Source organism: Azospirillum doebereinerae, assembly GCF_003989665.1.
Classification (GTDB): domain Bacteria; phylum Pseudomonadota; class Alphaproteobacteria; order Azospirillales; family Azospirillaceae; genus Azospirillum; species Azospirillum doebereinerae.
Genome location: NZ_RZIJ01000058.1, coordinates 1 through 13007, shown reverse-complemented (window position 1 = coordinate 13007; position 13007 = coordinate 1). Strand labels below are relative to the sequence as shown.

Sequence of the window (13007 nt, the reverse complement as noted above, 5' to 3'; positions counted from 1 at the left end):
GGAAGAAGAGCGAAGCTTCCCGCCGGCCAACAACGCACCTCGTGGACGGACAAGGACCTGACGCGAAGTCCAAGGGGGGCAAGGAAGAAGAGCGAAGCTTCCCGCCGGCCAACAATGCACCTCGTGGACGGACAAGGACCTGACGCGAAGTCCAAGGGGAGCAAGGAAGAAGAGCGAAGCTTCCCGCCGGCCAACAACGCACCTCGTGGACGGACAAGGACCTGACGCGAAGTCCAAGGGGAGCAAGGGCCCTAAGGTCTTCTGCTGGAAAACCTCTATTTCCCCCTTAAAGAGCCTTGACCCCCCTATAATCTCATTCTATTTAATTTCACCGGAGCGGGACGCCCTCTCCGCAATATCATTTGATCTTACAATCTTCTCCACCTTCAACTCCACACGTGAGGAACACATGGCGCGCAACGCATGGGTTAAGTCTTCAAAAGGGGATCGTGTTCTCTACTCGTCTATTGCCAGCATCAACCACAATGCCGGAAAGGTTTACATCAAGGACATCAACAACAACTTTCTGCTGACTATCTATACGGATACGCCTGAGGAAGAAATGAAGCTCCTGAATGATCAGATGGATATGATCGAGAACGGCGCACCGATGCCTGCCAAGAAGACTGCTTGATACGAGTTTCTTTGAGCTGCTTGGAGGAGCAGCGGCACCGGGCTGGTCCGCCTAGTGCCTGACATTGCGGTTAAAAGGCGCGCCAATCACATTCCCCTTGAGAGTGGGAAGATACGGCAGCAAGGCCCGATAGATCGCGATTCAGACGGGGTTCACCTGAAGCCCCTTACCTCCTGCCTTGAAGACGATAGCGTCTCGGCAAACACACCCTCGTACGCCCGAGGGTAGATAGAGCCGCTCGGGGGAGCGGCGGCGCTGGGCGGGCCAGTCCAGCGCCTAACGTTGCGATCCGATATGGCCGATTTCGGCTGTCTCCAAAGGGGGGCGGCGCTGCCAACGGCTTCTGATCCATCGCAATCGGAAATGGTCGCCGGTTGAAAAGGCCGGCGGTTTTCGTCCCCCCTGATTCCGAGGCACTTCCATGACCTCTTTCACCTCGCCTACCTCCATGACGCTCAACGGGCAGGATGCACCCTTCGTCCCCCTTAGCAGCGCAGAAACGCAGTCCGCCCATGGATTTAACGGCCCGTGCAACTCTGCGGCTGGGGTAATAAGCGATCCGAACTACACCACGCTGCCGTCGCCGGCCGAAGACTGGAAGGAGCCGGTCATCATCGGCTTCGATACGGAGTGGGCACCCCACCCCAAGGGTGGCCCGCAGAACATCGTCCTGATCTACGCTTTCCATATCCGTTGCGGTAACCGGTCCGCCGCCGGTCTGATCGACATCATGGGGGGTGAGGCCAAGCACCGCATCACCTTGGGGCGCTTGATCGGCAAGGCCGTGATACGCGGTATCAAGGACGGTGTGATCCCCGGTTGGCCGGACGCCGTCACCCTGGCTGTCCACTACGGCCGTGGGGACCTCGCTGCGCTCCGGGACTTCGCGATCGTCAAGCGCAAGCTCGACGCGGTGAAGGGCGTCCTCGCCACGACCACCACCCCCTTGGAGCTTGACGTGAAGAGCGGCGAGCCCATGGAACTGCTGCCGACGATCCCCAAGGGCGCCCGTAACATCAAGGCGTGGGACCGCTCGAACAATCCGCACGAGATCAAGGTCACTGTCCGCGACACGTTCCTGCTGGCCGAAGCCGGCGGCCAGTCCTTGGAGGCACTCGGCCGTCAGCTCGGGTTCGAGAAGCTGCATCTGCCCGAGGGGTACAGCTATGAGGACATGGCGCGGTTCAAGACGGAACGCCGCGCCGAGTTCGACGCCTACGCCCTGCGCGATGCTGAAGTGGCTGCGCGCTACTTCCAGTGGTTCCACGGCTTCTGCCGCGACACCCTCAGCCTGCCCCGCACGCCGCCCACGCTCGGGGCCTGCGCGGTCCAGCTTGCTCAGAGAACGATCAAGGCGGAAGGGGTGGACATCCACGCCGCCTTCGGCACGGTCATGGTCAAGCAGCGGCGGTTCTCCGAAGCCGACAAGCGCTACTCGACCAGGGGGCAGCGCGAGCTGATCTATGCCCGTAAGAAGGTCGAGCTGGTCGCCGCCGACGCCTACCACGGTGGCCGCACAGAGACCTACATGACCGGTCCCGTCGCGGCGGAGGAACTGCGCGACATCGATCTCCAGGCCGCCTACCCCACCGCGATGAGCGCCATCGGCGTGCCCGACTACGAGAAGGCGTTCGACACCACTACCCCCGCCGACTTCACCGCGTCGTCTCTGGGCTTCGCCGAACTGACGTTCGACACCCCCGAGGAGATCCGCTTCCCGGTATTCGGCGTCCGCACGGAGCGGGGGCTGATCTTCCCGCGTCGGGGCCGGACCATAGCAACGGCGCCGGAGATCGCCACGGCTCTATCCCTGGGGGTCGAGGTGAAGATCATCCACGGCACCATCGTGCCGTGGGATACCAGTGTCCGCCCCTTCGAGTCGTTCGTCGTCGAGATGCTGCGTCTGCGGCGCAAGCTGAAGGACGGCAACGGGCAGGACACTTCGGAAAGCCGGATGGTCAAGACGCTGACCAACAGCCTGTACGGCAAGATCGCCCAGGGCGTTCGCCCGAGGACCGTCTTCGACGCACGCTCGGGCGCGATGAAGTCGCTCAGCCCGAGCGCCCTGACCAACCCGATCCTCGCCGCCTACATCACGGGCCTGCCGCGCGCGACGATCGCCGAGATGCTGAACTCCATCCCCAGGGACCATAAGGTGGTTTCGGTCAGCACGGACGGCTTCCTCACCTCCGCCGACCTCGGCGACATCTCGCTGGACGGCCCCGCCAGCCGGGAAACGGCTGCGGCCCGGCTGCGGATCGCCGCAGCGCTGGATCGCAACGTTACCGACATCCGTCGCGAGGTGCTGGAGGTCAAGCGCCGGGCCAGCGAGGTGGTGTCCTTCCGCAATCGGGGGATCGCCACGACGCGCATCGTGGGCGACTCGAAGCCGATCCTCGCCAAGTCGTCGGTCAAGGCGCCGGCCGATGAGGATCCGAACGCCTACATGCTCGGCCTCTACCGAACGCGCACCTATCGCACCCGTGAGACCCGCAGGGACTTCATGCCCCTGCGGGCCCAGATCGAGAGCAACGCCGACCTCGTGACGGTGGCGCGCAAACCCCGCATCAACCTCGACCCCGACATGAAGCGCAAGCTCGTCAACGCCCGGATGATGCCGGCGCACTTGGCCGACGGCGAGACGGAGGAGATGCTGGCGACCGATTCGGTTCCGTACGAGACCGTGGAGGAAGCCCTGATGACGATGGGCGCCTTCCATGCGTGGCGCGACGGCAGGCAGCGCGTCCTCAAGACGCTGGGGGACTGGCAGGATTGGGACGACTACCGCGCGGCGGGGCTGGTTCGTATGCGGGTGAGGGGCGGCATCCAGGTCACGCGCCAGGGATCGGCCGGGGTGCTCAAGCGGCAGTTCCTGCGTGCCCTGGCGCGCGGCGCCTGGGGGATATCCCGCGACGGCTGGACCAATGGCGAGCTGGCGGCCTGGCTGACCCAGGCTGGCTATCCCACCACCGAGTCGGACGTGAAGAACGCCGGGCGCCGGTCTGCAAAGCTGGTAGAGCACAGCGTTGCCGCGTCGCCTGCCGCCTTGGCGCTGCTGCGGGTCATCCTCCCGGAGTTCCCCTCCCTCGACCTGCGGGCGGTGTTCGCCGAAGAGGAACTGGAGATGGTGATGACCTCCTTGGATCCGAATGCAGCTTCGATCAAGGCCGAGCCCGTCCAGCCGGATATCCCGAGCGAAAGCTAGAGTACGCCTGAAAATATCTCATGCCTCCGGTGCCAATGATGCGCGCCATCCAAAGCAACGGAAGCCATGACCATGATCGATATCTCTGACGACGAGATCATCGTTGAACGAAGAACTGGTAAAGGGCGGTTCGTTCTCTTCTGCGAGACTGACCTTCCCAACGACTCCCTCATTCCCTGGTGGTCCGTGGTGATAGACATCGGTGGAGACGGTGCCGCCATCTTGGTTCGCCTTGACGAACGTCAGGCCGACCAAGGCTTCACGGCGGTCGCCTTGATCCGCATCGCGCTGGTCATCGCCGAAGCGGACAACGAGCGGCGCCCGTCCGTCCTGGCGGGGGAATGCCTCCGCCACCTGCGCAAAGCTTTGGAGGCGGAGCTTCAGCGGCGAGAGGGGTTGGCGGAAGCAGAAGCTCTCCATCTGGACCGGGAGTCGTCCCATGGCTTCGCTTGGCTGCACGTGGAATACGGCGACGGCGGCATGACTCTCAGCGCCGATCCGTCGGGCACCGAGGAGGGGGTAACGCTCGAACAGCTGCTGATCGTTCTGGATCAGCTCTATCTCGACGCTTCACGGCGTCTCCCCGGCGATGGGCGCCTTGCAGAGGCTGGGGTCCACGTCGGTCAAGCGCTCCGGCTGGAGGGCCGGCGCACGCTCCTACCCGCCGGAGGGCGGCGATGACCAACCATCACCTGAACCACTCCATACCGGCCTGATCAGGAGACCCGTGCCATGCTGCTTCTCGCTCCCCGCACCACCGACATGATGCGCATCGCCGTCGCCCTGGTGCCGTTGATCGGCCTGCTTACGTCACGCTCGACGACCGACAAGGACGGACGGGAGTCCTCCAGGGTCGACATCAACCTGAAGGTCGACCTGAACATGCGGTTCTAGACCGCTCCATCCTCTCCCAGCGATAGAGGGCGGCTCCACGCCCTTCATCGGACCCACCGCTTCTCCCAACGCCGACAAGGTGCCCGACGACCGCGAGTCGTCGGGCGTCATACCGGCCGCTTTGCCCGGATCAGGCACGATCATGACCAAAGCACTCATCACACGGACATTGGCAAAGGACCCGCCCGAGGTCCCAAAGAAACTCGGCGGGAAAGTCCGTTACTTCGATACTCGAACCATCGGCTTTATCATGGAGGTTCGCACAAACGTCATCACCTTCTACTTCCGTTATGTCAATGAACGGAAAGAAAAAAGAGAGATCAAGCTGGGGCGTTACGGCGACGTCACGGTTGATCAGGCGCGGAAGCGTGCCGAGCAGCTCAAGGCCGAGGTCAGCCTCGGCGGCGATCCCAGTGCGGAGCGTGCCCGCCGGCTCTCCATCCCGACTTTCGCGGCCTTCGTCAAAGATCGCTACCTCCCCTACGCGCTCGACCACCTGAAATGGTACCCAAGCGTCGAGTCGGCCTGCCGGTTGCGGCTTGTGCCGGCACTGGGGTCCAAGGCACTCGATGAGATCGGCCAAGCCGACGTGATCGCCCTGATCAGCCGCCTGCGTGCCAGCAAGCTGTCGGGTGCCACCGTCAACCGCTCACTCGCCATCCTGCGGCGCATCTTCAACCTTGCCCGCAAGTGGGAGGTCTACGAGGGCAGCAATCCGACCCAGCACATCCCGATGACGCGCGAGCAGCACCGGACCACGTTCCTGTCTGTCACGGAGTTGAAGGCCCTCTTCCGGGCGCTGGACAAGGAGGAGGATCGCAGCGCTGCCGGTTGCATCGCGCTCCTCGTCTTCACCGGCGCCCGGCGCGGCGAGGCGCTGAACGCCCGGTGGAGCGACATCGACTTGGACAAGCGGATATGGACGGTGCCGCTCTCCAAGAACGGACACCCCCGCCACATCCCCCTGTCGAACGAGGCCCTGCGGGTCCTGGCCGGCATGACGCGCCTGCCGGGCAACCCGTTCGTCTTCCCCGGCAAGGGTGACGGGCGTCCGCTGGAAGGGCTGCGCGGTCCCTGGGCTCGGGTCAAGAAGGCCGCCGGTCTTGACGACGGTGTCCGCCTCCATGACCTGCGCCACACCTTCGCGTCGGTCCTCGTCAATCACGGACGGTCGCTGTACGAGGTCGGTCAGATCCTCGGGCATCGGCAGCTCTCGACCACGACCCGCTACGCGCACCTCCAGCAGGAAAGCCTGCTGGATGCGGCGAACACCATGAGGCTTGCCATCGAGGCGGGCCGGACTGCCGAGGGGGCTCGGCATCACCCCTGAACGGAGGCGCCCATGGCGGCGCCTCCCTTTTTTCCCCTCTCTGGAGCTTGCCCCCGATGACCGCGAACGAGTCCGCCATCTCCTCCATGCAGCTTCTCACGTCCAAGGAGTTGGCGAAGATCCTGAACGTCACCACCAAGACACTGGAGCGTTGGCGCGGCGCTGGTGAAGGGCCGTGCTTCGTCCGCATCAGCGCATCGAATGTCCGATACCGAACTCAAGATATCGAGACATTCATCAACAGAAGAATTTCCATAAACACAATTCCGCCTCAAGACGGTTAACCCGCCAAGCAAGGGTTTTTCTCTAATGCAGGCGCGCAATTATTCACGCGCCTGCATCGATCCCCGACCTCTCAAACGCTGAGACGGCATTAAGCCGAGTCGCGACGGATAAGGGGTCATTTTTCTCCCAGGAGTGACGACCCCAAAGCCATCGCCGAGCATGACATTTGACATCGTCAGGTTTTTTCCATACCATACCTGACATTGGAGGTGGTCATGAGCGATGGACCCCATAGAACGCTTCGCATGAGGCTTGGTTGGAAGACGTTCGCAAAGCTGGCTGACAACGGGGCTTATGCCTCGGAAGAAGTCGCCAGCGCGGCAAACACTGCACTGGCCCAGGACTGGTATGGCGAAGTTCCTGTCCAAATAACTTCTGCCATTTGCCAAATATTTACCGACAACCAAGAGTGCCTATTTGATGATCAGAGATCTAATCAGATCAGCGCACTCTCAGTGCGTGCGAGTGGGCACGAATTGGGCCAACTATTTGTCGATTGCGCCATTCAGGTTGCTGTAAGCGGGGGCTTTGGCCCAGAAGCTGCGGTTCAGGCGGCGGAGAACGCCCTATCGATCTGGGGTTCAAGGCATGCCCGGCAGGTGGAAGAACACTATTGCCGTGAAGCGGGCGCTAGGCGCGCATTCAATGTCCGTGCCCGAGTTGAATCAGCACTCGGTTCTGTTTCCCACGCCGGCCTAGCGCGTCGGTTGCTGAATATGGATGCGACTCCCATACCCCGAAACATGCCAAGGCTAACCGGGCTAGATGAAGGAGTGCGGTTCTAATGTCTCCAGTCGATTATTACTTACAAAGAGATCTCCCCCGCCTCAACGTCGATGTCGTTGAAGACGGAAATAAACCCAAGCGCGGTTTTGAGGGATGTATTATTGGAAAAGACATCACCTTTAAAGCCGATAGCATTGCCTCTTATTTCTTTGTATCATGGAACCCCACGGTTCACGATGCCCTTCTTGTCGCAGCATCTGCCGAATTCTGTGATCGGAATCAGCGTCGGCCATCAAACGGTTGGGGTCGGGAGTTCAATCTACGCATCCCTGTCCATGAACCCGGACTTTGGAGTTCGAAGCCGGTATCGGATGCACTGCACGATGCGCTTCGGTTCTTAACGGGGGATCGCTGGGACATTACCTTCTACGCTCGCAAAAAGCACAAAGAGCCCCCGCCTCAGATCCTTATGGAGCTAGGACGCCCAGTCTCTGCTGTAATTCCCTATAGTGACGGGTTGGATTCTCGCGCCGTCGCCGGGTTGATGGGGAAAAAGCTTGGAGATGGGCTCGTGCGGGTCCGATTAGGAACAGGAGGCATTGACAAAAAAAGCCGAAAAAAAGAGCCTTTTATGGCAGTGCCTTACAGCGTGAAAACGCGAGAACACACGCCAGAACCCAGCGCACGCATTCGTGGATTTAAGTTCACGCTGCTCAGTGGCTTGGCAGCCTATCTTGCTAAGGCAGATACTGTTTTCATACCTGAGAGTGGTCAAGGAGCTCTTGGACCGACCATTGTTCCTGTGGGGCAAGCTTATACTGACTACCGTAATCATCCATTGTTCACGGCTAAGATGGAAACCCTCCTACGTCGGCTCCTCGGCTATAAGGTCCACTTTGTGTTTCCTCAACTCTGGAACACCAAGGGGGAGACACTGCGTATGTACATGGAGGAGTGCGATATTGCTCCGTCTCGGTTGGTGAATACCAAGTCCTGCTGGCAGGGAAGTCGGCAAGTAAGCATCAATGGAAGCTCTCGACAGTGCGGTATTTGCGCAGCCTGTATGCTTCGTCGAATGAGTCTGCACGCTGCTGGCGTAGCGGAGCCTTCAGGCAACTATGTTTGGGAGAAACTAAACACGGTCACACTAGAAGCAGGGGCTTCACAGGAGTTTAGGCGGGATAAAATAACCCCCGCCATGCGGGAGTATGCCATTGCAGGCGCCCTTCATATGGACCATCTTGCGGCGCTCCGTCACTCACCCGCCAATTCTGCCCTGATTAGCCTGAGCACGTTTCAACTGAGCCAAACGCTGGGCCTCCCTCCGGCGATTGTCCGTGTCCATCTCGACCGGCTTCTGGCGCAGCACGAAAAGGAATGGAAAGAGTTCATGTGTTCTCTGGGTCCAACCTCATTCTTGGCCGAATGGGCCGTGCATGGCTATGACCACGCCGCTTGATCAGATCGCACCTGCAGAGGTTGGAGAGCGTTTACGGCTTGCCCGTGAAGCTGCGGGCTTAAGGCAGGCTGAGGCTGCTGAGTCGATAGGCGTTGCTCGCACCACTTTGGTCGCGATTGAAAAGGGGCAGCGCAGGGTTCGGATGAACGAACTACAGCAGCTTGCTATCCTATATCGCACGACGGTCAACGGGCTATTGCGGCAGGAATCGGTTCATGTAGACCTGATGCCGCGATTCAGAAAGATGTCCGATAGCTCTGATGATGCGGCGGCAATAGCTGTGCAGCTTATGTCGAACTTGGCTAAGGCTGAGGTCGAGTTAGAGAACCTTCTCGGTGTCAAGCGATCCCGGAACTATCCACCGGAGCGGCCAATCCTTCCCGGCGATGTCCGCGCTCAGGCTGAGCAAGACGCCCAGGAACTGCGCCAGCGGTTGGGCCTAGGCATAGCCCCTATCTCCGACATAGTAACCATGCTCGAAATGGAATTGGGTGTACGCGTCTATGTGCGCCGGTTCGATAGCCGGATTTCCGGTTTGTTCGCCTACGATGATGCCCTTGGGGCATGCATGATGCTGAATGCAAATCACCCACGTGATCGGCGGGCACAGACCGCTGCGCATGAATGTGGCCATTTCATCTCCACCCGCCGTCAGCTCGAAGTCCTGCATCTGAACGAAGCCGAGAGTTCGCGCGAGGAGCGCTACGCCAACGCCTTCGGCCGAGCATTGATGACCCCTGTAAGGGGTGTGATGCAGAAATTTCAAGAGGTGACTGCGGGATCTGATCGGCTAACGCGTCGTCATGTTATAGTGCTTGCGCATTTCTTTCACGTTTCGCGCGAAGCTATGGTCCGTCGACTCGAAGAACTCCGCCTTGTTAAATCGGGAACCTGGGACTGGTTCGTCGCGAACGGCAACATCACCGATGAGCAGGAGCGTCAGGTTCTCGGTGATCTTCAGGATCACGATCTTCATAAAGCCCAAGCTGATCGCCCAACCACTCTGCGGCTGAATATGCTTGTGGGAGAAGCTTACCGCCGAGGGATAATGAGCGAAGGGCAGTTAGCTCGTCTTCTTGACCTTGATCGTATAGAGGTTCGGGAAATTTTTGACGGCCTTGAACTGGAAGAGGGCGAGGCCGATGGGGCCCCTAAGCTGTCTGACTGATTCCTCCCTTCCTGTCGTGATTGATACGAGCGCCGCCATCAACCTGATGGCTTCCGGCTTCGCAAGTGACATTGCGAACGCGGTACCAAATCGCTTGATTGCCGTTGACACAGTCCAAGCAGAGTTAGAGCTCGGCCGTCTTCGCGGGCGGCCGCATGCAAGTTTACTTGAACAGCTTGTTGACAACGGGGATATACATATTGTCTCTTTGAGCGAAGCTGCGGCTGAAATATTTGAAGGCCTAGTTGTAGGTCATGCTGCGGAAACGCTTGATGATGGTGAAGCCGCCACTTTAGCGTATGCCATTGATACTGGTGCTATACCGATTATAGATGAGCGTAAAGCTAACCGAATCTGTGAAGTAAGGTTTCCGACTGTTAAGCTTGGCAGCACTGGCGACCTATTCGCGCACCAAGCTGTCGTGAACAGTCTTGGAAGTGAGCGCTTAAGCTGCGCTATTCTCAATTCGCTCCAGCAGGCACGAATGCAAGTACAGCCACATTTTTTTGAATGGGTAATGAAACTAATTGGTAGTGACCAAGCCGCCCACTGCCCGAGCTTACCTCGATGGGTTCGGAATAGAACTGCGCGTTAATCATTGTAAAAATCTTGATTACATATCGTCTTCATTATCAGGTTTCAAAAATAATTACATTCAGCATCACTCAATGAATGATATCAATTGTTTTCTCGATCAAATTTTTCTAATGCCTCAAGCAGAGAAATAGCAAGGTAAAGCTCTCTCATTGGCAAACGTTTACCAATTGCTTGTAGCTGTAGCTCCACTTCAAGCCGCGCCCGGCTGAGATGCTGTATATCCTCAATCCCCTCGAAGAAATAGGTCATAGGCACAACTAGCACAGTGCCAATCCGCTGAAGCGTGTCGATGCCCGTCAACATGGCTCCGCGCTCGATGTTGGAGATCGTTTCGACCGCCTTATCGACCGCTTCGGCAAGCTGCTCCTGAGTTAGTCCCTTGCGCTGGCGCGCGGCCTTCACCCGAGCCCCAATGTGATTCTTTATGTCCATGATCTAGCCCGCATTGTGGATGCGGGCTGAGCGGCACAACATGAGTCCTTATTGCGTATGAAACGTTGTATCCGCAATATGGAAGCGGGTCTGTTCGCTGATACGCAGGTGGCTGCTTGCCGCTGCACCGCAGCCTCGCAGGCCCTTCTTTCATCCCGTCCCCAACATGGACCGAACATGCTCAAGACCCGGAGAGACGCAGAGCGCGTCAGAGACGATTGCAAGGAGATGGTAACGAAGCGGGCGCTGGTTGCCGGCGGTGCCTCTGCCCTACCGGTGCCGGCGGCTGACGCGGTCGCCGACGTCGCCATCCTGCTGGAGATGATCCCCGAGATAAACCGCCGGTTCGAACTGACGCCTGCTCAGATCGCCGCCCTGCCGCCGTCGCACCAGAGCCTTGTTCACAGCACGATCAAGAGGGCGGGTGTCGCCCTGGCAGGTAGGATCGTGAGCAAGGAACTCATCCTATCGGCGCTCAAGACCGTTGGCGCCCGTGTCACGGCCAAACAGGTGATCAAGTTCATCCCGTTCGTCGGCAGTGCCGTGTCGGCCGCCATCGGCTTCAGCGCGATGAAGTACGTGGGCGACAAGCACGTCGATGACTGCTTTGGCATCTGCCTTAGCCTGCTGAACTCCTCCGAACTGCGCGCCTGAACCGACCCCCTGCAAGCCTCGGCAGAACCGTAAGCCGGATCGCGGAGGCACGAATGTCATTCGCATGGTCCCGCCCGTCCCACCGCTGTGGGACGGGCTTCATCATGCTTCTTGGAGGTAGACGTGAGTCGAGTCGCTTTATGGAATGTTACCATCCATGGCCTGCTGGCTGTCGCGATGATGGGTATGGCCGGAAGCTTTCCCGCGCAGGCTGGATCGAAGACGGTGTTACAGGGCAAGCTCGTCACATGCCCTGATGCTGCTGGTATGTTCTGCCTGCAGCGGGCAGATGGGAAGGGCACCGTCACGCTGCTGAACGTCAGCGAAGAGGTGCCCATGTATTTCATGCGCGACCTCGATACCCTGACCACGATGGAGATCGATGTTGCGGTGGAGGGCGTTCTCAAGTCTCCCACCGCCTACGCGGCGAACGAGGGCCTGAAGGTCCGGTGGGGTAAGAAAGAGGCCGAACTGCCCCCTGATAGCGTTCATCCTTCGTCCGAGTATGCGGTGGACGAGGCGCCTCCTGCCGCTCAGGTGCCGGAGATGACGATGAAGGAGCTGGGTCAGCTCGTTGCTGACAATCAGGCTCGGGCAGTGGCGCTCTACGGCAGCGCTCCAGGCTTTCGGATGAAGGGCAAGGCGCTGGCCGTCAGCGTTGAAACCAATCAGGCTGGCGAACGCTTCGCCGCCGTCCTCGTGTCGTCCACCGAGGTGAACATCCACTATCCGGCCTTCGGCATCCAAGAGAAGGCCCGCGTCGTCTGCTACACGGACATGGCGTCGGGGTCGCGCATCAACCCCGGAGAGATCGTCACGGTGTCCGGTGTGATCCACAGCATCGAGCGCATCGCTGTCCGCTTGACCTACACCAACGACCTGCACCGCCCCTACATGGTCGCCAGTGCCCCGTGCAGCGTATCGGTTAGTCCGTAGGCTCCTTCTGACCGCCATCGCGCCTACGGGGGCGGTGGCGGGCGTGGGAGGCTCCCACACGCTGGCGTGGGGTCGTCCAATGGACACCGGTATGCTCCCGGTCCCAAGCCGACGCTGTGGCCGGCGCGATGCGACGTGGTGGATGCCGAAGCCCTGTCCCAGCCGGACAGGGGCGTGTCTTAGAGTGCGGGTGGTTTTAGGAGACGCCTCCTCAATCCCCGCTCAACGCCCCGCAGAGCACCATCCGACCCACGGAAGGGTTACGGTGGGAAGCCCAAAACGACGAAAGGCGGCCAAAAGGCCGCCCACTCGTAAGTACCTGATCTTTTTTAGGAAGAATGGCGCGCCCGAAGAGATTCGAACTCCTGACCCTCAGATTCGTAGTCTGATGCTCTATCCAGCTGAGCTACGGGCGCATCCTGTACACGGCACTCTTCCCGGCACCGGCGGTAGGCCGTCGGCGTCGAGGCGCGCAACCTACTCAAAACTTTTGAGCTGCGCAAGCCCTTCTTCAAAAGAATTTTGCCGGTCTTCCCAAGAAAAACACCCCGAAAACGACGAAGGCCGCCCGGAGGCGGCCTTGTCGTCGTCTTGCGTGTGCTTGAAAAGGATGGCGCGCCCGAAGAGATTCGAACTCCTGACCCTCAGATTCGTAGTCTGATGCTCTATCCAGCTGAGCTACGGGCG

Annotated in this window: 12 protein-coding genes and 1 tRNA gene; 11 read left to right on the top strand and 2 right to left on the bottom strand. The window is 59.8% G+C overall.

The genetic code is table 11. The features are described from left to right. Window positions 1–409: 409 nt before the first annotated feature. The 9 genes from EJ913_RS30905 (at window position 410) to EJ913_RS30870 (ending at window position 10296) form a co-directional block, all read left to right on the top strand. The gene (locus tag EJ913_RS30905; RefSeq protein WP_127005173.1) at window positions 410–634 is read left to right on the top strand and encodes a hypothetical protein; all 225 of its coding nucleotides are present in this window, start codon (window positions 410–412) and stop codon (window positions 632–634) included. A gap of 421 nt (window positions 635–1055) precedes the next feature. After that, entirely contained in the window at window positions 1056–3839 is a 2784-nt protein-coding gene (locus EJ913_RS30900; RefSeq protein ID WP_127005172.1) for a DNA polymerase, read from the top strand. Between the two features lie 66 nt (window positions 3840–3905). Then, window positions 3906–4520 (top strand): hypothetical protein, encoded by a 615-nt coding sequence (locus EJ913_RS30895; protein WP_127005171.1) that lies wholly within the window; start codon window positions 3906–3908, stop codon window positions 4518–4520. Window positions 4521–4571: 51 nt separating this feature from the next. Further along, complete coding sequence (locus EJ913_RS32005; RefSeq protein ID WP_185910033.1) at window positions 4572–4733, top strand: hypothetical protein; 162 nt, start codon at window positions 4572–4574, stop codon at window positions 4731–4733. 142 nt (window positions 4734–4875) lie between these two features. Then, the gene (locus tag EJ913_RS30890; RefSeq protein ID WP_127005170.1) at window positions 4876–6063 is read left to right on the top strand and encodes a site-specific integrase; all 1188 of its coding nucleotides are present in this window, start codon (window positions 4876–4878) and stop codon (window positions 6061–6063) included. A 56-nt stretch (window positions 6064–6119) separates the two neighbouring features. Continuing rightward, window positions 6120–6347: a helix-turn-helix transcriptional regulator gene (locus tag EJ913_RS30885; protein ID WP_127005169.1), complete on the top strand. Its 228-nt coding sequence runs from the start codon at window positions 6120–6122 to the stop codon at window positions 6345–6347. 785 nt (window positions 6348–7132) lie between these two features. Further along, the gene (locus EJ913_RS30880; RefSeq protein WP_127005168.1) at window positions 7133–8533 is read left to right on the top strand and encodes a 7-cyano-7-deazaguanine synthase; all 1401 of its coding nucleotides are present in this window, start codon (window positions 7133–7135) and stop codon (window positions 8531–8533) included. Further along, on the top strand, window positions 8511–9701 hold the full coding sequence (locus EJ913_RS30875) for a helix-turn-helix domain-containing protein (protein WP_244939569.1): 1191 nt from the start codon (window positions 8511–8513) through the stop codon (window positions 9699–9701). The genes EJ913_RS30880 and EJ913_RS30875 overlap by 23 nt, the downstream gene beginning before the upstream one ends. Before the next feature lie 16 nt (window positions 9702–9717). Next, the gene (locus tag EJ913_RS30870; RefSeq protein WP_127005167.1) at window positions 9718–10296 is read left to right on the top strand and encodes a PIN domain-containing protein; all 579 of its coding nucleotides are present in this window, start codon (window positions 9718–9720) and stop codon (window positions 10294–10296) included. A gap of 83 nt (window positions 10297–10379) precedes the next feature. Here the strand turns inward: EJ913_RS30870 and EJ913_RS30865 are convergent, their stop codons facing one another. Next, entirely contained in the window at window positions 10380–10730 is a 351-nt protein-coding gene (locus EJ913_RS30865) for a helix-turn-helix domain-containing protein (protein WP_127005166.1), read from the bottom strand. Window positions 10731–10907: 177 nt separating this feature from the next. Here EJ913_RS30865 and EJ913_RS30860 point away from each other — a divergent pair, with 177 nt between their 5' ends. Further along, on the top strand, window positions 10908–11384 hold the full coding sequence (locus tag EJ913_RS30860) for a hypothetical protein (RefSeq protein WP_127005165.1): 477 nt from the start codon (window positions 10908–10910) through the stop codon (window positions 11382–11384). 123 nt (window positions 11385–11507) lie between these two features. Continuing rightward, window positions 11508–12320 (top strand): hypothetical protein, encoded by an 813-nt coding sequence (locus EJ913_RS30855; protein WP_127005164.1) that lies wholly within the window; start codon window positions 11508–11510, stop codon window positions 12318–12320. Window positions 12321–12659: 339 nt separating this feature from the next. Here the strand turns inward: EJ913_RS30855 and EJ913_RS30850 are convergent. Further along, window positions 12660–12736 (bottom strand) — tRNA-Arg (locus EJ913_RS30850). Between the last annotated feature and the right edge of the window lie 271 nt (window positions 12737–13007).